Annotated in this window: 19 protein-coding genes; 14 read left to right on the plus strand and 5 right to left on the minus strand. The window is 67.9% G+C overall.

From position 1 onward, the window contains the following. The 13 genes from ACLF3G_RS23710 to ACLF3G_RS23770 all read left to right on the plus strand — a co-directional run. Nucleotides 1–203: hypothetical protein (locus ACLF3G_RS23710; RefSeq protein WP_430671868.1), on the plus strand; the 203-nt coding region annotated here is incomplete at its 5' end. Nucleotides 204–1,465: 1,262 nt separating this feature from the next. Beyond that, entirely contained in the window at nucleotides 1,466–3,085 is a 1,620-nt protein-coding gene (locus ACLF3G_RS23715; protein ID WP_430671869.1) for an MASE4 domain-containing protein, read from the plus strand. Further along, a complete protein-coding gene (locus tag ACLF3G_RS23720) occupies nucleotides 3,082–3,705 on the plus strand; it encodes a response regulator transcription factor (protein ID WP_430671870.1) in 624 nt (207 codons plus the stop codon). The genes ACLF3G_RS23715 and ACLF3G_RS23720 overlap by 4 nt, the downstream gene beginning before the upstream one ends. A gap of 115 nt (nucleotides 3,706–3,820) precedes the next feature. Further along, nucleotides 3,821–4,168, plus strand: coding sequence for a cupin domain-containing protein (locus tag ACLF3G_RS23725; RefSeq protein ID WP_430671871.1), 348 nt, complete (start codon nucleotides 3,821–3,823; stop codon nucleotides 4,166–4,168). A 124-nt stretch (nucleotides 4,169–4,292) separates the two neighbouring features. Then, nucleotides 4,293–4,667, plus strand: coding sequence for a response regulator transcription factor (locus tag ACLF3G_RS23730; RefSeq protein WP_430671872.1), 375 nt, complete (start codon nucleotides 4,293–4,295; stop codon nucleotides 4,665–4,667). Nucleotides 4,668–4,882: 215 nt separating this feature from the next. Next, nucleotides 4,883–5,536: a hydrolase gene (locus ACLF3G_RS23735; protein WP_430671873.1), complete on the plus strand. Its 654-nt coding sequence runs from the start codon at nucleotides 4,883–4,885 to the stop codon at nucleotides 5,534–5,536. Nucleotides 5,537–5,697: 161 nt separating this feature from the next. After that, nucleotides 5,698–6,534, plus strand: a complete 837-nt coding sequence (locus tag ACLF3G_RS23740) for an alpha/beta fold hydrolase (RefSeq protein ID WP_430671874.1) — start codon at nucleotides 5,698–5,700, stop codon at nucleotides 6,532–6,534. A 104-nt stretch (nucleotides 6,535–6,638) separates the two neighbouring features. Further along, nucleotides 6,639–7,037 (plus strand): RidA family protein, encoded by a 399-nt coding sequence (locus ACLF3G_RS23745; RefSeq protein WP_430671875.1) that lies wholly within the window; start codon nucleotides 6,639–6,641, stop codon nucleotides 7,035–7,037. A 76-nt stretch (nucleotides 7,038–7,113) separates the two neighbouring features. After that, nucleotides 7,114–8,997 (plus strand): amidohydrolase, encoded by a 1,884-nt coding sequence (locus ACLF3G_RS23750; RefSeq protein WP_430671876.1) that lies wholly within the window; start codon nucleotides 7,114–7,116, stop codon nucleotides 8,995–8,997. A 1-nt stretch (nucleotide 8,998) separates the two neighbouring features. Further along, nucleotides 8,999–10,588: an MFS transporter gene (locus ACLF3G_RS23755; protein ID WP_430671877.1), complete on the plus strand. Its 1,590-nt coding sequence runs from the start codon at nucleotides 8,999–9,001 to the stop codon at nucleotides 10,586–10,588. 93 nt (nucleotides 10,589–10,681) lie between these two features. After that, nucleotides 10,682–11,626, plus strand: a complete 945-nt coding sequence (locus tag ACLF3G_RS23760; RefSeq protein ID WP_430671878.1) for a ring-cleaving dioxygenase — start codon at nucleotides 10,682–10,684, stop codon at nucleotides 11,624–11,626. A gap of 24 nt (nucleotides 11,627–11,650) precedes the next feature. After that, nucleotides 11,651–12,322: an alpha/beta hydrolase gene (locus ACLF3G_RS23765; protein WP_430671879.1), complete on the plus strand. Its 672-nt coding sequence runs from the start codon at nucleotides 11,651–11,653 to the stop codon at nucleotides 12,320–12,322. 68 nt (nucleotides 12,323–12,390) lie between these two features. Then, nucleotides 12,391–12,714 (plus strand): hypothetical protein, encoded by a 324-nt coding sequence (locus tag ACLF3G_RS23770; protein WP_430671880.1) that lies wholly within the window; start codon nucleotides 12,391–12,393, stop codon nucleotides 12,712–12,714. Nucleotides 12,715–12,790: 76 nt separating this feature from the next. On the opposite strand, the gene ACLF3G_RS23775 is transcribed toward ACLF3G_RS23770, so the two are convergent. From ACLF3G_RS23775 to ACLF3G_RS23795, 5 genes are all read right to left on the minus strand, one after another. Next, nucleotides 12,791–12,913, minus strand: coding sequence for a MoaF-related domain-containing protein (locus ACLF3G_RS23775; RefSeq protein WP_430671881.1), 123 nt, complete (start codon nucleotides 12,911–12,913; stop codon nucleotides 12,791–12,793). A gap of 174 nt (nucleotides 12,914–13,087) precedes the next feature. Further along, nucleotides 13,088–13,741, minus strand: a complete 654-nt coding sequence (locus ACLF3G_RS23780) for a hydrolase (RefSeq protein WP_430671882.1) — start codon at nucleotides 13,739–13,741, stop codon at nucleotides 13,088–13,090. 378 nt (nucleotides 13,742–14,119) lie between these two features. Continuing rightward, complete coding sequence (locus tag ACLF3G_RS23785) at nucleotides 14,120–15,373, minus strand: DUF5996 family protein (RefSeq protein WP_430671883.1); 1,254 nt, start codon at nucleotides 15,371–15,373, stop codon at nucleotides 14,120–14,122. 99 nt (nucleotides 15,374–15,472) lie between these two features. Then, complete coding sequence (locus ACLF3G_RS23790) at nucleotides 15,473–15,649, minus strand: hypothetical protein (protein ID WP_430671884.1); 177 nt, start codon at nucleotides 15,647–15,649, stop codon at nucleotides 15,473–15,475. 490 nt (nucleotides 15,650–16,139) lie between these two features. Further along, nucleotides 16,140–16,754: a TetR/AcrR family transcriptional regulator gene (locus tag ACLF3G_RS23795; RefSeq protein ID WP_430671885.1), complete on the minus strand. Its 615-nt coding sequence runs from the start codon at nucleotides 16,752–16,754 to the stop codon at nucleotides 16,140–16,142. Nucleotides 16,755–16,866: 112 nt separating this feature from the next. Between ACLF3G_RS23795 and ACLF3G_RS23800 the strand changes: the two genes are divergently transcribed. Beyond that, a complete protein-coding gene (locus ACLF3G_RS23800; protein WP_430671886.1) occupies nucleotides 16,867–18,057 on the plus strand; it encodes an efflux RND transporter periplasmic adaptor subunit in 1,191 nt (396 codons plus the stop codon). Nucleotides 18,058–18,074 lie beyond the last annotated feature (17 nt).

Genomic DNA, 18,074 nt, shown 5'->3' on the forward strand with positions numbered 1-18,074 from the left:
CCCCCGCCGCACGCAGCATCAGCGCCACGTGGCTGACCAACCCAAGCAGAAACGAGTGCCAGGTGGCCACGAGGATCCGGAAGATCTCAATTTGTCCGTGGTCCTTCGTGCTGGACGTTGCGCTTGCGCCGTGCGCCCTCAGCTTCGCGGCGTCTGGCTTCGATACCGGCGCCAGCCTTCCCGACCAAGCGGTTCCACTCTGACGCGAATTTAGACACCCTGGCCACCGCCTCCGGCTGCATCATCTCGCTGCCCAGCGCTTCCAGGACCTGATCCTCAAGGACGCCCTCACGGAACCCGTACAGGATTCGCTCCAGGTCCCGCCGCCTACGCCACTTGGCAGGCCAAATGGTCCCGGGCTGGTCGACGCGGTACTGTTTCTGCGAGCCCTGCAGGTCAGCTCTGCTGGTCGGGTATCAACGCCGGACGAAATCTGACCCGCTTTGGACTCGGTCGCCGTTCCAATGCTGACTGTAGGACGAGCCCTACAGCCGGGCCTGAAAGAACAGGGTCGCCTGACCACGCCCGCGACAGACCGAGCAGCACCACGTGCTCGGCGCGCTCCATAAAGGGCGCACCAGTTCGGTGATCCGCTGCCGCGGCGTGCCGGTGGCTAGAAGAGTCTTGAGCGCGGGGAAGCCTGCCGTGCCGGCGAGCATTTCCCGTGCCCGAACCCGGCGCACCCCCCCCCCGTCGCCGCGCCGAGATGAACCTCCACCACCGCCGTCAGGCACAACTCGGCGCAGCGAGCGAAACTTGTCTGGTGCTCGGTGTCGTTCATGCCGCCGCCTCCGGCGAATTCGGTGCAGTTCATCGGGCTGCGCGAGAAGATCAACTTCCTGAGCCGGAGCACAGCGGGGGCGTCATCACTCTCGACTGCGCAGGACCCTATGGACAATCCGTCTTATCAGGTTGTTCCAACGAGAAGCCCACTGGCCAGGCTGGCACCACAGTTTCTGCTCCCGCAGGCGCGATAGGGGCCCGCAACAAGATTTCCAGGATGTCACGCGTCGCCTTGAGCTCAGCGACCGCCCGCGGATATGGTCCATCTCCTGCTGCTCGCGCTTCACCTGGCCAAGCCTAGCAAACCCGTGTCGCGGGTCAGCCTCGGTCTCCCGCATTGGGCGGCGCAGCGCGCTCTCCGCGATCTCGAGGTCGCGACAGGCCTGAGCGCCACCGCAACCCCGCGATCACTGACCAACGCCACCGCATCGAGGTTGAACGCGCGGCTGCGCGGCCCTCGTCCGATACAAGGGCCTGATACGCGCGAAAACCAGATTCGGGCACCCACCAAACCGGCCGATGGCCACCCGGCGAAGGTCTGGAACGCCAGCCCCGACGGATGCCGATGAGCGCCGAGGCTGATCTATTGGCCGTGGGTCATCAACATTGTATAGCCGTGGTCCTCGGTGCTGGCGGCTTGCCGGCGGACAGACGGATCGGAACCACAAGACCGGGGGTCCGGGTGGAACCAGCCAGCCAAGGGCCGGGGACTGAGCGCGCGCTGCTGCTTTCCACCGCCCCACCGAACAAGCAGCAGAAACTCGTTGCTGCCGGTGTGATCGCCCTTCTGCTTGGTGCGATGCTGCTGGTCGCGCCGTTTGCGCGGAACGAGCTGAAAAGCACCGAGCCCCTGGTGCTGGCCTATACGGCATCCGTCTTCACGACCGAACTCGTCACCGCGGCACTGCTACTGTCGCTGTTTGCCATCCAGCGGTCTCCAGCGCTGCTGGTGCTCGCGACCGCCTACCTGTTCTCGGGTTTCATGGCCGTGCCCTGGGCCCTGTCTTTCCCCGGCGTGCTCGCCCCGATGGGCATCGCCGAGGCAGGGCAGCAGACGACGGCCTCGATTGCCGCGATCCGACGCATCGGCTGTCCCCTCTGCCTGCTGACCTACGCCATGCTGCGCGGGAGCAGGGAGTTGCGTCCAGGCAGGCTGGTCCCGGCATTGATCGTCGGTTGCATCGTATCGGTCGCAGCGACGGTCGTCGGCATCACCTGGTTCATCTTCGAAAACCAGGAACTGCTCCCGCACTTCACGGATGATAGCGGGCAGATCACCGATCTCTGGATGTATGTCCCCGGCGTTGCCCTCGTCCTTTATGCGTTGCTGGTGGTGCTGCTCGGGTTGTTCGGCCGGTCGGTCCTGGATCTCTGGCTGACGGTGGTCATCTGCGCCCTCGCGATCGACCTTTTCCTGCTTTCGTTCCTCAGCTCCGGCACGCGCCTCAGCGTCGGCTGGTGGGCCGGGCGGCTCTATAGCCTGACCGCCGCCAGCGTGGTGCTGCTCGTGCTGCTCGCCGAGGCTGCTTCCTTGGCGGCGCGGCTTGCCAGGTCCGTCGCGGCCGAGCGGCGCGCGCAGGAGGCGAGGCTGGTGACCCTGCAGGCGTTCTCCGCCTCGATCGCGCACGAGATCAACCAGCCGCTGGCGAGCATGGTCACCAATGCACATGCCGGGTTGCGCTGGCTTGCGCGAAATGAGCCCGACCTGGACGAGGCCGGCGCAGCACTGGCCCGCATCGCCAGGGACGGGCAGCGCGCCGGGCAGGTGATCAAAGGCATCCATGCCACGTTCAGCAAGGGCGCACAGGACCACGCCCGGCTCGACCTCAACCCGCTCCTACGAGAGGTACTCGACCGCTACCAGCACGAGTTTCGGACGGCACATTTGACGGTCCAGACGGAGCTCGATCCGGATCTCCAGCAAGTGTCCGCCAACCGCGTGCAGATCGAACAGGTCGCCTGCAACCTGGTGACGAATGCAATCGATGCCATGCGTTCTCTGGCGGATGGGCCGCGGGTGCTTCTGGTCCGCTCCGCAGCGCTGGACGGCGGCGAGGCGCTTGTCGCAATTGCGGACTCCGGAATCGGCTTGCCTCCGGCGCGTGCCGATCGGCTCTTCGAGCCCTTCTTCACGACGAAGGCCAGTGGCCTGGGCGTGGGGCTGACCGTGTCCCGGCTCATCCTGGAAGCACATGGAGGGCGCCTCTGGGCCACCGACAACGCGCCGCGTGGCGCGATCTTCCAGTTCACGCTGCCCTGCGATAGAGGCCCGCACCCAGCAGCGGAGGAGCCGGTCAGATGACATCCGTCGTCTACGTCGTCGATGATGACCTGGCGATACGCGAGGCGCTGCACAGCCTGCTGCGCTCGGTGGGCCACGAGGTGGAAGCCTTCGCCTGCACACGTGACCTGCTCGAACAGCGTCAGCGCATGACGGAGGCGGCGGGATGCCTCGTACTGGACGTACGGCTGCCGGGGCAGAGCGGACTTGAACTTCAGCGAGAGCTTGCAACCGCCGGCATCCTGTTGCCGATCATCTTCATCACAGGGCATGGCGATGTGCCCATGTCGGTTGCCGCGATGAAGGCGGGGGCGATCGAGTTCCTCACCAAGCCGTTCCGCGACCAGGATCTTCTTGATGCCGTCCATCGTGCCCTTGAACTCGACAGCCTTCGCCGCGCCGCATCAACGGCGCAGGCCGCGTTGCGGGAACGCTTCGCCTCGCTTACGGCCAGGGAACGCGAGGTCCTGGCGCTTGTCGTTTCCGGACGCCTGAACAAGCAGATCGCCGCGGAGCTCCAGCTTGCGGAAGTCACGGTGAAGGTCCACCGCGCCCAAGTGATGGCGAAGATGCATGCAAGGTCCTTGCCGGAGCTGGTCCGCATGGCGGACCGCCTGTCCACCGACCGCCCGAAAGCCTAGCGCGCGATACCTTGGTATAATTGTCGCTGCCTGAGCCGCCGACCAAGGATATGTCGCTGGGATTGTCGCGCGTGGCAGCGGCCCGGCAGGAGCGGCGTCACGCCAGGAGGACAGGATGAAAATCCGCAAATTCAGTCGGCAGGACGCCGTCATGGAGCGATCGCCGGGCCAGTCGGGCGACATCCTCACGGGAAATCTGGTCGATGAACGCGACGGCGGTCCAATCACCATCGGCTATGGCCGGTGGGGGAAGAACCAGCGGCTGGAGCTGACCCTCGCGGTGGATGACGTGATGATCCTTCTGGAGGGCCGGCTCGCCGTTTCCTTCGATGGCGCCACGGTCGAGGCGGCCGCCGGCGACATCGTCCACATGCCCAAGGGCGAGACGGTGAAGATCGAAGCCCGCGAAGAAACGGTGACCGCCTATGTCACCTATCCGCATTGGCGGATTGCGGAAGGATGAAGGACCGCCATCCGCGCGGAATACGGTTCCGCGCCGAGGCCGATGCAGGTGGATGGTCCGTGTGCGCTTGACCGGGATCTCGCGCGACCGCGCGTGATGCCCGACGCGATCGGCTAGGGGACCGATGGGAAGCAGACCGCTTGTGGCGATCATTGACGATGATGAATCGGCACGCGAGGCCATCGCCGCCCTCGTCCGATCCCTCGGCTTCCTGGTGGCGGAATTCGCGGATGCGGCGGCTTTCCTGCAATCCGACAGCCTTGCGCAGACCGCCTGCCTGCTCGTGGACATGTGGATGCCAGGTATGACGGGGCTTGCGCTGCATCAGCACCTGCGCAGCGCCGGCACGATGGTGCCGACAATTATCGTGACCGTGCACGCCACGGAGGCGGGCCGAGCCAGCGCGCTGGATGCGGGTGTCTGCTGCTATCTGCCGAAGCCGCTGGAGCCGGAGGCGTTGCTCGCCTGCATCCTGAAGGCGCTTGCGAACAGAGCGTGAGCGCGCCGATCTTCGTGTTGCTGGCGGAGGCGGAGGCGGAGGCGGAGGCGGAGGCTGCGGCAGCGGGCTGTCGATAACCCCAAGGCCAGGGCGCACGATACCACCATATAATTGTCCCGCGCCGACCTGCTGCCCCAGGCTCCGCCCCATGCAGAAGCGCCGCGGCCGGGCACGTCCGCCCGCTTCTCCGATCAGGGAGCGATTGCATGCGGGCGATGCCGGAAGCCACGACCAAACCTGGGGCGCTGCTGCTCGCGCCGCACGACCACACGCTCATCATGATCGACTTCCAGTCGCAGATGGCCTTCGCGACGAAGTCGATCGACGCCGTGGCGCTGCGCAACAATGCGGCCCTCATCGCGCGCGCGGCGCAGGGCTTCGGCGTCGCGACCATCCTGACCACGGTTGCGGAGAGCAGCTTCTCCGGCCCTATGTTCGACGAGATCGCCGCGGCCTTCCCGGACAAGCCGATGCTGGACCGCACCAGCATGAACACCTGGGAGGACGCGGCCGTGGTCGCCGAGGTCAACCGCCTCGGCAAGAAGCGCATCGTGCTTGCCGGGCTCTGGACATCGGTCTGCATCGTCGGCCCGGCGCTTTCGGCGCTTGACCAGGGCTTCGAGGTCTACTTCATCGCGGATGCCTGCGGCGACATCTCGGACGAGGCGCATGACCGCGCGATGGAGCGCATGATCCAGGCCGGTGCCCGGCCCATGACGTCCTTGCAGTACCTGCTGGAACTGCAGCGCGACTGGGCACGGGGCGAGACCTACGCGCTGACGACCGGCATCGCGCGCGAGCTCGGCGGCGCCTACGGCCTCGGCATCATCTACGCCAAGACCATGTTCGGCGCCTCGGAAGGTCATTGAGGAGAGGCGCGATGCCGGCAGAACACCAGGCTTGCGCCATGTGCCAGGCGCCGACACGACGCCAGGTCATCGAATTGGGAGTGGCCGCGATGGTCGCTCTCGCCGGCGTGCCGTGCGCTGCCGGAGCACAGAGCAACACCAACCCGGAAGGACAAGCCACCATGCCCACCGTGACGACCCGCGACGGTGTCGAGATCTTCTTCAAGGACTGGGGGCCGCGCGATGCGCAGCCCATCGTGTTCCATCATGGCTGGCCGCTTTCGTCGGACGATTGGGACGCACAGATGTTGTTCTTCCTGCAGCACGGCTACCGCGTCGTCGCGCATGACAGGCGGGGCCATGGCCGCTCAGCCCAGGTCTCCGAAGGCCATGACATGGACCACTACGCGGCGGATGCCTTCGCCGTGGCCGAGCACCTGAACCTCCGCAACGCGGTTCATGTCGGGCATTCCACGGGCGGCGGCGAAGTCACGCGGTATGTCGCCAAGCACGGCGAACCCGCCGGCCGCGTCGCCAAGGCCGTGCTGGTCTCCGCAATCCCGCCGATCATGCTCAAGACCGAAGCCTATCCGAACGGCTTGCCGATCGAGGTGTTCGACGGCTTCCGCAATGCGCTGGCGGCCAATCGTGCGCAGTTCTTCCGGGATGTGCCGGCGGGGCCGTTCTACGGTTTCAACCGACCCGGCGCCGCGGCGCATGAAGGCGTGATCCAGAACTGGTGGCGCCAGGGCATGAGCGGCAGCGCCAAGGCACATTACGAGGGCATCAAGGCGTTCTCGGAGACCGACCAGACCGAGGACCTGAAGGCCATCACCGTGCCGACGCTGGTGATGCATGGCGAGGACGACCAGATCGTGCCGATCGACAACTCGGCCAGGATCGCGGTCCGGCTGCTGAAGAACGGCACGCTGAAGACCTATCCGGGCTTCTCGCACGGCATGCTTACGGTGAACGCCGATGTGCTGAACCGTGACCTGCTGGCTTTCGTCAGGGGCTGACCAGAACGCAGACGGGGCGGGGGTGGTGCCTCGGCCCTGGCCGCGTTCTCCTTCTCGTGTCGCCGCAGCGCCGCCCTGCCGGGAACAGACCAAGGAGTAAGCTCATGGCCACGCGTGAAGCGATCTTTCCGCCCGGCCGTCACGCGCTGTACGCGAAGCACGGCTATTCCGCAGCGATCCGATCCGGCGACCTGGTTTTCGTCTCTGGCCAAGTCGGCAGTCGGGAGGATGGCAACCCCGAGCCCGACTTCGAACGTCAGGTCCAGCGCGCCTTCGACAACCTCCAGGCCACGCTCGAGGCTGCCGGTTGCGGCTTCGATGACATTCTCGACGTGACCACCTTCCACACCGCCCCTGAAGCCCAGTTCGAGGCTGTCATGAAGGTCAAGAGCCAGGCCTTCCGTGGACCGCCTTACCCAAGCTGGACCGCGGTCGGCGTCACCTGGCTCGCCGGGTTCGACTTCGAGATCAAGGTGATCGCGCGCATCCCGGGCCGCACATAGTCATGCCGTAACTGCCCGCGCCGCGCCGTCAGTCGGCTCGGCCGGACCATTCCGCCCATTCCTGGAGACTCAGACCGTGCGGGAGACTTTCGACGCCGATCTCGTCCTGTTCAACGGCAGGATCACGACGCTCGACCCATCTAACCCGCAGGCGCAGGCCGTGGCGATCAAGGATGGGAGGATCCTTCTCGCCGGAGGCGATGCCGAGGCCATGGCGCTCACCGCGGCACGGACGAGGAGCGTCAATCTCGGCGGGCGGCGTGTCATTCCAGGCCTGATCGACAGCCACACGCATCTGATCCGCGGCGGCCTCAACTACAATCTGGAACTGCGCTGGGACGGCGTGCCTTCGCTGTCCGACGGCATGGCGATGCTGCGACGCCAGGCGCAGGCGACACCACCGCCGCACTGGGTGCGCATTGTCGGCGGCTTCACCGAGCACCAATTCGCCGAGAAGCGCCTGCCGACACTCGATGAGCTGAACGCGGCTGCGCCCGACACGCCGGTGTTCATCCTGCATCTCTATGATCGCGCGCTGCTCAATCGGGCCGCCCTGCGCGCCGTGGGCTACACCCGGGACACGCCGGACCCGCCGGGCGGTGAAATCCAGCGCGATGCGGCCGGTGATCCGACAGGCCTTCTGCTGGCTCGGCCCAATGCCGTCATCCTCTACGCGACGCTGGCGCGCGGGCCGAAGCTGGATCCCGACGCGCAGCGAAACTCGACGCGCCACTTCATGCGGGAGCTGAACCGGCTCGGCATCACCAGCGTCATCGACGCCGGCGGCGGCTTCCAGAACTATCCGGACGACTACGCGATCATCCGCAGCCTGCATGCCGATGGCGAGCTGACGCTCCGTATCGCCTACAACCTCTTTACCCAAAAGGCCGGCGAGGAGTTAGAGGATTTCTCCCGCTGGGGCCGCATGGTCAGCCCCGGCCAGGGCGACGACAGCTTCCGCCACAACGGCGCCGGCGAGATGCTGGTCTTCTCCGCCGCTGACTTCGAAGATTTCCGCGAACCGCGCCCCGAACTGCCGGAGGCCATGGAAGGCCAGCTCGAGGCGGTGGTGCGCAAGCTGGTCGAGAACCGTTGGCCGTGGCGCCTGCACGCCACCTACGACGAGACGATCACCCGCGCGCTCGATGTGTTCGAGAAGGTCAACCGCGACCAGCCCATCGGTGACCTGCACTGGATCTTCGACCATGCGGAGACCATCAGCGACCGCAACATCGACCGCGTCGCCGCACTCGGCGGCGGCATCGCGGTGCAACACCGCATGGCCTATCAGGGCGAGGATTTTGCCGCGCGCTACGGCACCGAGGCGGCAGGGCGCGCACCGCCGATCCGGCGCATGCTGGCAGCCGGCGTGCCGGTCGGCGCCGGGACGGATGCCACGCGCGTGGCGTCCTACAACCCCTGGGTCAGCCTAGCCTGGCTGGTGACCGGCTGGACGGTGGGCGGGCTGCGGATCTATCCGCCTGCCAATCGGCTGGACCGTGAGGAGGCGCTGCGCCTCTGGACCGAGGCGAATGCCTGGTTCTCGACCGAAAGCAGCAAGAAGGGCCGGATCGCCGCCGGGCAGCTCGCCGATCTTGCCGTGCTCTCGGCCGATTATTTCGGCGTGCCGGAGGGCGAAATCGCGCATCTTGAATCGGTGCTGACGATCCTCGGCGGCGAGGTGGTGTATGGCGCCGGCGACTTCGCCTCGCTGGCGCCGCCACCGCCACCGGTGCTGCCGGATTGGTCACCGGTGCGGACCTTCGGCGGCTATCAGCGCCGTACCGGGACTACGCGCCGAAATCTGTTCGCCGAAAGTGTCGGCGCCGCGTCGGCGTGCGGTTGCGGCAACGCCTGCGGCATCCATGGCCACGCCCATGCCTGGGCCCGCCCGGAGGCACCGGTGCGCGACCAGCGAGGATTCTGGGGCGCCCTCGGCTGCGCCTGCTGGGCGGCCTGAGATGAGCGCAGGCCTCGCCAATCCGTCCGGGGGTGCGCTCGCGCCGCTGCGGCACCGCGTCTTCGCCGTGCTGTGGACGGCGACGATCATCGGCAATGTCGGAACCTGGATGCGCGATGTCGGCTCCGGCTGGCTGATGACCACCCTTGCGCCGTCGCCGGTGATGGTGGCGCTGGTCCAGGCCGCAGGTACGCTGCCAGTCTTCCTGCTGGCATTGCCGGCCGGCGCGCTGGCCGACCTGCTGGACCGCCGACTGCTGTTGATCTGGGTGCAGGTCCTGCTCTGCGTCGTGTCGCTGTCGCTGGCGATCCTCACGGCGCTGGGCGTCATGGCACCATGGCTGCTGATCGTGTTCGTGCTCGCGGGTGGTGTCGGCGCGGCGCTTGCGGCGCCGGCCTGGCAATCCTCGGTGCCGGAGATGGTGCCGCGCGCCGACCTCGGCGCGGCGGTGGCGCTGAACTCCATGGGGATCAATGTCAGCCGCGCGATCGGCCCGGCGCTCGGCGGGCTGATCCTTGCGACGCTCGGCGTCGCGGCGACCTATCTGGTGGATGCGCTCAGCTACGTCGTCGTCATCGCGGCGCTGCTCTGGTGGCATCGGCAGGCACCCGAGGTGGAAGGCCCGCGCGAGACGCTGCCGGGCGCGATGCGGGCCGGGCTGCGCTATGCGGCGAATTCAGCGCCGCTGCGCCGCGTGCTGCTGCGCTCGGCCGTGTTCTTCATCTTCGGCGCCGCGCATTGGGCGCTGCTGCCGCTGCTGGCGCGCCAGGTGCTGGGCGGCGGGCCGGCGCTGTACGGGGTGATGCTCGCAGGGATCGGCGCCGGCGCCGTGGGAGGTGCCTTGGCTCTGCCCTGGCTGCGGCAGCGCCTGGGTGGCGCGGAGGGGCTGATGCTGGCCGGCGCCCTCGGCAGTGCCGCCGCACAGGCGGGACTGGCACTGGCCACGTCCGGCGCCGTGGCGGTGCTGCTGTGCGTGCTGGCCGGTGTTGCCTGGATCGCAGTGCTGACCACCGTGAATACCACGGCGCAGGCTGTCCTGCCCAATTGGGTGCGGGCGCGCGGGCTGGCGATCTACCTTACCGTCTTCTCGGGCGGCATGACGCTCGGCAGCCTTGCGTGGGGGCAGGTGGCAACGCTGACCGGCGTTCTCGCTGCCCTGCTGGCCGCGGCGACCCTCGGTGCCGCAGCCGCGCTCGCGATGCGGGCCTTGCCGCTGCCCGCCGGCGGCGAAAGCCTCGATCCGTCGCGGCACTGGGCGGAGCCCGAGGCCGCGATGCCGCTGGAGCCGGACCGGGGGCCTGTTGCCGTGCAGATCGCCTATCGAGTGGCACCGGACCGCCAGCCCGCCTTTCATGCCGCGATCGCACCGCTCGGCGCGATGCGTCGGCGGGATGGTGCGCTGGCCTGGGGCGTTTTTGCAGATGTCGAAACACCGGACCGCGTCGTCGAATGGTTCCTTGTCGCCAGCTGGGCCGAACACATGCGCCAGCATCATCGCGTGACGATCGCCGACCAGGCACTGCAGGAAAAGGTCAGGGCGCTGCACGAGGGGACGGAACCGCCGCGCGTCATGCACCTGATCGCGCTGTGAGCGGCGCGTGGCCACGCGGATGCTTGCGATGCCGTTGCGCTGACGCCACCTACATCAGCGCGGACGGCGAAGGCCGCGACAAGGGAGGGCACGATGCATCTTCACGGACTCCACCACCTGACAGCCGTTTCGGCCGATGCGCGCGGCAATCACGACTTCTACACCCGCGTGCTCGGCATGCGGCTGGTGAAGAAGACGGTCAACCAGGACGACACCAGCGCCTACCACCTGTTCTACGCGGATGGCGCGGCCAGGCCCGGCACGGACCTCACCTTCTTCGACTGGCCGGTGGGGCGGGAACGTCGTGGCACGCATGCCATCGTGCGGACGGCCCTGCGCGTCGCCGGTCAGCCCGCGCTGGACTACTGGGCCGCGCGGTTCACCGAGGCCGGCGTTGCGCACGGCCCGGCGCGTGAGGTGGATGGGCGGCTGCAACTCGATTTCGAGGATCCGGAAGGCCAACGGCTGACACTGCTCGACGATGGCGGCGCCGGCCCCTTCCACCCCTGGGCGCGCAGCGCCGTGCCCGAGCAGCACCAGATCCGCGGCCTCGGCCCCATCACCATCAGCGTGCCCGACCTCGGCCCCACCGAGCAGTTCCTCATTCATGTCATGGCGATGCGCCCGGTGCGGCAATACGCGGCGGCGGACGCGCCGGCCACCGCCGTCCATGTCTACGAGATGGGCGAGGGCGGCCCCGCGGCCGAACTGCATGTCCGTGTCGAGCCAGGCCTGCCGCAGGCGCAGCCGGGCGCAGGGGGTGTCCACCACGTTGCCTTTCGGGTGCGCGATGATGAGTACGAGGGTTGGGTGGAGCGCCTGAAGCGGCTGCGCATCCCCTCCAGCGGGCCGGTGGACCGCTTCTACTTCCGCAGCCTCTACACGCGGGAGCCGAACGGCATCCTCTATGAATTCGCAACCGATGGTCCGGGCTTCGCCACGGACGAGCCGCTCGAGACGCTCGGCGAGCGCCTGTCGCTGCCGCCCTTCCTGGAGCCGCAGCGTGCCGCGATCGAGCGTGGCCTGAAGCCGCTCTGATGCGCCGGGAGCGGGGAATGGGCGATGTCTGACACGACCGCAGGAACCGGGCCGCATGCCGGCCAGCCGATCGTCATGGCGGGATCGCCATTGGGCCAGGCGAGGGGGGCGGTGGTGATGGTCCATGGCCGCGGCGCGGATGCCGCGGGCATGCTTTCCCTCGCCGAGGTCTTCGCGCAGCCCGACCTCGCCTATCTCGCGCCGCAGGCTGCGGGCGGAACCTGGTATCCCTACAGCTTCCTGGCGCCGACCGAACGCAACCAGCCCTTCCTGAGTTCGGCGCTTGGTATGCTGGACGGGCTGTTCGAGGATCTCTCGGTGGCCGGGATCGCGCCCGGGCGCGTGGTCCTGCTCGGCTTCTCGCAGGGCGCCTGCCTGGCGCTTGAATACGCTGCGCGACGGGCGCGGCGCTATGGCGGCCTGGTCGGCTTGAGCGGTGGCCTGATCGGGCCGGATGGGACGGCCCGGGACCATGCGGGCGACCTTGGTGGCACGCCGGTGTTGCTGGGTTGCAGCGACGTCGATCCGCACATCCCGCTGCTCCGTGTACACGAGACCGCCCGCGTTCTCCGCCGGCTCGGCGGCACCGTCACGGAGCGGATCTACCCGGGCATGGGGCACGGCATCAACGATGACGAGGTGACGCACATCCGGGACCTGCTGGCGCAGCTGTCGGCAGGACGGACCGGCGGTTGACGCCGACGGGTCCGATGCACGCGCAGCGACGCGCGGCACCTCGGGATGCCCGCGGCGTGCGTTTCCGCATGTACGCCTTCATCGGAATCGAACATCGAGATGTCGCCATGGGCTGCTGCCGGCGGGACCTCGTTCTGCAGCACGTCCCAATGCCCGGCCGGCTTGCCATCCTCAAGGCGGAAAAGATCGATGACGGCCTGGTGGACGCCCTTCGGCAGGTCGGCAACGAGTGCGCGCAGCACTTCGCACCCCTGGGGAATGTCGGGCTTGTGCTGGATGTAGTTCGGCAGGAAAACCCGCTCGACGGTCGATGCATCATGACGCTGGAACAGCGCGGTCATCGCCTCCAGCACCAGCGCCTGTTGCGTTGGGGGCAATCATCGGAGGCGTGATCTGCGGGCCATGCGACCACGACTGTTCCGGTCATTCGCAGGAAGCGGATGTCAGGCAGGGTGGCAGCCGAATGGATCAGGCCACGAGCATGGTCCTGGACAGACGGACCGTGGCGCCGTCCTTCTCCTGCCAGCTCACGGCGAAGAGGCTGTTGCCGAGGGGCATGACGTCGATGGCAACCGTCTCGGTGCGGGCCAACGGCCCGTCCTGTGCGGCCCAACCGCACAGCCTCGTGCAAGGTCCGCACCGTATGCCTGAGCCTGTCACCCCGAGCCCACGGCGATCCGGCGATGAAGCGGGTCGCCAGACCGCAGCCGACTGCGCGATGTCAGCAGGCGATTGGCCCGCTGGCGAAGATCACCGCCGCTCAGCTCAGCCTGCGTTGCGCGGCACCGGCGTGTTGAGCAGTTGCTGCTCCCACAGATATGCGATGCCGCTGCCGGCCGCGTGCTGAAGCACCACGGCGTTCAGCGCGAGGGCAGTTTCCGCCCGCGCCCAGTCGCGCTGCCACTCGGCTGCCAGCGCCATCCAGGTCATCATGTTCACACCGGCGGCGATCATGCGTTGGATCGCGACCTGATGGGCCTCGACGGAAACCGCCCCTGATGCATCGGTGATGACCGTGACATCCCAGCCTTCGCCCGCGGCCTGGATCGCCGGCATCGCGACGCAGATCTCGGTCCAGAGACCCGCCATGATGACCTGCTTTCGACCGGTCTCCCTCACCACGTGCACCACCTTCGGATCTTCCCAGGTGTTGATGAAGGTGCGGTCGATCACCTCCTGGCCCGGGAAGACATCGGTGATCTGCGGAAAGATGCGGCCGCCACGATCAGCGACCACGCTCGTCAGGATGGTCGGGACGTTGAAGACCTTGGCGGCCTTTGCCAGCGCGGTCGAATTGTTGACCACGAGGTGCGGATCGTGGCTGTTCAGGTTGGCGAGCTGGTAGGGCTGGTGATCGATCAGGACGAGCACCGAGTCTTCGGGGCGAAGAAGCGAAGCGAGGCCGTTGCGAAAAATCATGGTTCTACCCTCTGCTGCGGGTGCAGTTGCGCGCGGGCGTGCTCGCCCGGGTCGCTTCTGACCAGGCCGGAAAGTGGCGAAGCAGGTTGGGGCGGGACAATTGTATGAAGGTATCGGGCGCCATGAACCCTCAGCCATGGCCGGTACACCCGCTGCGCTGCGATGCGTGCCAAGCAAGGTGCGGCGGCGCAGGACTTCTGCAGGTCGGCGATCCGGATCACATCATGACCGACGATGCCGCGCGCCGCCGCGACATCGGCCAAGATGCAAGCGCCTTCCAGGACCGACGCCGCGCGATGAGATCCGCATGGGCGGGATCGATTTCCAGCAGGATTGCATGACCTGCTGTCGGTTTGCCGATTCTCGATCGTCGTGAGGCTATGACTGGCGCAACACGTCCTGCCATTCCGGATGACGGCCGATTTGCGCCTTCGCAAATGGGCAGAGCGGAATGAGGGCGACCTTTTCGCGCCGGGCATCCTCGACCGCCTGTTGCACCAGCCGCTCTCCCACCTTGCGGCCACGCAACGCCGCTGGAACTTCGGTGTGGTCGATGATGATCAGCCCGTCGCCGGCGCGGCTGTAGGTCATCTCCGCTTCGACGCCGTCGAGGATCATTCTGTAGCGTCCCTTCGATGCGCCATCTTCCCGTTCGACCGGAGCGTCGGTGGCCACCGGCGAGACCTTCGCCCGTTCGGCATCCGGCGCCCGCACCTTGCGCGGCTGTCCCGGCGAACATTCAAGCAGATCGCGGTCCCACGATCCCAGGTCCGCAGCAGCTTCGTAGGTCGACACGAGAAATGCCATCAGCGCCGCATCGGGATCGGCGTCCGACTGCACGGCATCGTAGGGCAGCATGAACTCCGAAAGGCCGTCGTGCCAGAATGCCGCATCCGGCCGGACCGGCGCGCCCCGATAGCCGTTCGGCGCCGGATAGGCGTAGGCGTAGAAGGCGGGATAGTCGATGCCGTTGCCGCCCGGCCAGAAGCCGGCCGAGGACACTTCGCGGTCGTAGGCTTCCTGCGCCACGTTGTCCGGCAGGGACGGGATCCCGGCGGGGTGGAGCGGTGCGCGCCGGCCTGAGAAGCGGGTGACTGCGAGATCCAGAGCCCCCCAGAACAGGTGAACGGGACTGGACTTGCCAAGAAACGAGGTACGGAACCTGTTGAAGACCCTGTCGGCCGCCACCAGGGCCTGGTGGTAGCGCTGCACAGCTTCCCGGTCGTAGGGCCGGTCGCGATGATCCTCCCTGAAAGGGATGGGGTTGGGCACCTCGTTCGGCGTGTCGTTGAAGGTCGGCGTGCCGCCGAGGTCGGCAATCAGTTGCACGAAGTTCGCGCGGAACGCCGCGACCGTGGTCGGCCCAAGCGCGAACGATGCCGTACGACCGCTGCCGCACGTGCCGACGACCATGTGGTCGTGGAAATCGAACGCGATCTCGATGCCCGGACCATCGGGGATCGGCGAGGATACCAGCCCTCTTGGCGTGACATAAAAGGTCGCATTCCACGAATGGTTGAGCCACGGCGAATGCGCCAGCCGGTACTTGCCGGCGATCTGCAGATAGAGATGCAGCGCCGAGCACGTCTCGCGCCAGCTGAGGTAATCAAGGCGGGGCCACTTGTTGCTCATCGCACTTCCTCTCCATCCAGCATCAGTTCTGCATGAGAGCCGGTCATGCCGTCCTGGGCTGACCCGGATGCATGCGGTCCATCCTTCCATCAGCGCCGGTCAGCCCGCCAGTGGGATGTGTTCGTCGCGGTCATCGGCCGGCCGCCACGGTGAACCTGTCGCCTGGTCGAGGAAGATGAACGGCCCAACCATCTGCCGCTGCGGCACAGGCAAGGTACGCCGAACTTCGAAGCCCCCACGATCCCGGGCACGTGGAGCAATGAGGTATTCGATCAAGTTGCTTCCGACCTCGTCGGAACAACCAGCGGCGATCCTTCCTGAGTCCACGACGGGCGCGCTGGCTTCGCCGACCGACCGCTTGGCCGGTCTTCGCGAGGCAGCAGGTCCACAGGGCGGTCGCCGTCGCACCGTGCGCCGCGTCGCGCGGCAAGCCGGCGCAGCTTGAAGGCAGCCTGCGCAGGATCGAAGCGGCGCACGGAGGTCGGCTTGGCGTCGCGGTGTTCGACGGTGCCAGCGGCACGACCGCCGGCCGGCGCCCGCATGAGCGGTTCCTGACTGCCAGCACCCTGCCAGCTGCTCGCAGCTGGCGCCGAGCTTGCCTGGGTCGATGCTGGCGGGATGCGGCGCTGGCCGAGGTCGGTGCATCCCTCGTGGCCGCCCGGCACGAGGCGGACGGCCGGCGGTGATCCAGGACGGAAGCCAGGACTACGCGGCCGTATTCCTGCTGCGGGCTGGCGCCGTACTTGCTAGCCTGGTTCCAGCACCGTCAGGACCGCGGCAATGCCACGCTGATCAGCGCAGCCCCGCTTTCGCGGAGGGCCGCCGCCGCACGCGGTTCGCCCAGGTAGCCTCGTGCCGCGATCGCGCCCTCGATGACGATGGTGAGGTGATCCGCCAGCGCCACCGGATCCTGCGCGCCCGCCTGCTCCGCCAGGGCACGGATGCGCGCGTGAGCGCCTCGCTTGAAGTCCGCGACAACCTGGTAGGTCGGGTGTTCCGGGTCACGGAACTCGGCCTGCGCCAGCAGCAGGGGGCAGCCGCACACGCCGGGGGTCTCGACCTGCATCGCAGTCGCCTCGACCAGGGCGCGCAGCCGTCCTTCCGCGTCCTTGGCCTGCGCCAGCGATTCCTCGAGCCAGGCATCATGCCCGGCCGCATCCTCGGCCAGGATGGCGGCGACCAGCGCATCCTTGCTGGGATAGCTGCGGTACAGGCTCATCTTCGTGGCGCCGGCCACCCGGCACACCTCCTCGACGCCGGTGGCACGGATCCCCTGCCGCTCGAACAGCGCCCTTGCCGCGTCCTGGATGCGCTCGGCGGCCCTGGACTTCGCGGAAGCGGGCTTTGCAGAGGCGGGCTTGGCGGCGGTGGCGCCGGTCATCGCGTTTCTCCCTGACAAAAGTTCATGCGGCGACGCATCATCGGTCACTTGATGATACCGACCGGTCGCTCTACTTAGGTACGAACCGGTCGGTATCATCAGGAGATAGGTCATGACCCCCCCCACCTGCAAGGCCACCGCGCCCCACCAGAGCCTCTGGCTGCCATGGCTGGCCCGCTTCAACGGTGCGGCCCTCGGCGCCGCCCTGATGGCCGCCGCGCCAGTTGCACTGGCACAGCCAGCCGTCCCGTCCGTCACGGTCGCCGCACCGCTGTCCCAACCCGTGACCGAGTGGCAGGAACACACCGCTCGCATCGAAGCCTCCGCCCGCGTCGAGATCCGCGCCCGGGTGTCCGGCCAGGTGGCGGAGGTGCACTTCACGGATGGCGCCATTGTGCGCGCCGGCGACCTGCTGTTCACGCTCGACCAGCGTCCCTACCTCATCGCGCTCGACAACGCCCGGGCGGAGGTGGCGCGCAACGAGGCGCGTCTGCTGCTCGCGCGGCAACAGGTGGCGCGCTACGAGCCGTTGGCCGCCAGCCGCATCGCCCCCCAGGCGGAACTCGACACCCGCCGGGCGACGCTGCGCGAGGCCCAGGCCGGACTGGCGGCCGCGCAGTCTGCCGAGCGCCAGGCGGCGCTGGACCTCGAATTCACCGAGATCCGCGCCCCGCGCCCTGGCCGCGTCAGCGACCGCCGGGTGGATGCCGGCAACCTCGTGCAGCAGGGCGAGACGGCGATGACGACGCTGCTTGCGCTCGACCCGGTCTATGTGACCTTCGATGCCAGCGAGGCCGAGTATCTTCGCCAGGCCCGCTCCGCCCGCACCGGCCTGCGTGGCGCCAGCCTGCCGATCCAGCTCCGTCTGCTCGATGAGACCGAGTTCAGCCGCGAAGGCCGCGTGGATTTCGTCGACAGCGCCTTCGACCCGCGCAGCGGCACCATTCGCATCCGCGCGGTGATGCCGAACCCTGACCTGTTCCTGACGCCCGGCAGCTTCGCCCGACTCCGGCTCTCGACGGGGGAGGAACCCGCGCTGCTGGTGCCCGATGCCGCCGTCATGGCGGACCAGACCGGGCGGCTGGTGCTGACCGTGGCACCCGATGGCACCGTCACCCCCCGCCAGGTGCGGCTCGGCCAGCTCCGCGATGGGTTGCGCGTCGTCCGCAGCGGGCTGGTGGCCGAGGACCGCGTCATCATCGGCGGCCTGCATCGTGCACGGCCCGGCATGCGCGTGATGGCGGAGCCCGGCAGCATCGGCCCAGGCCCACTCGCTGCCGTGACCCAGGGCGCCATCCGCTGAGGCGGCCCGGCAACGCT

Origin of the sequence: Falsiroseomonas sp. HC035, from assembly GCF_050563525.1 — a bacterium.
GTDB lineage: Bacteria > Pseudomonadota > Alphaproteobacteria > Acetobacterales > Acetobacteraceae > Falsiroseomonas.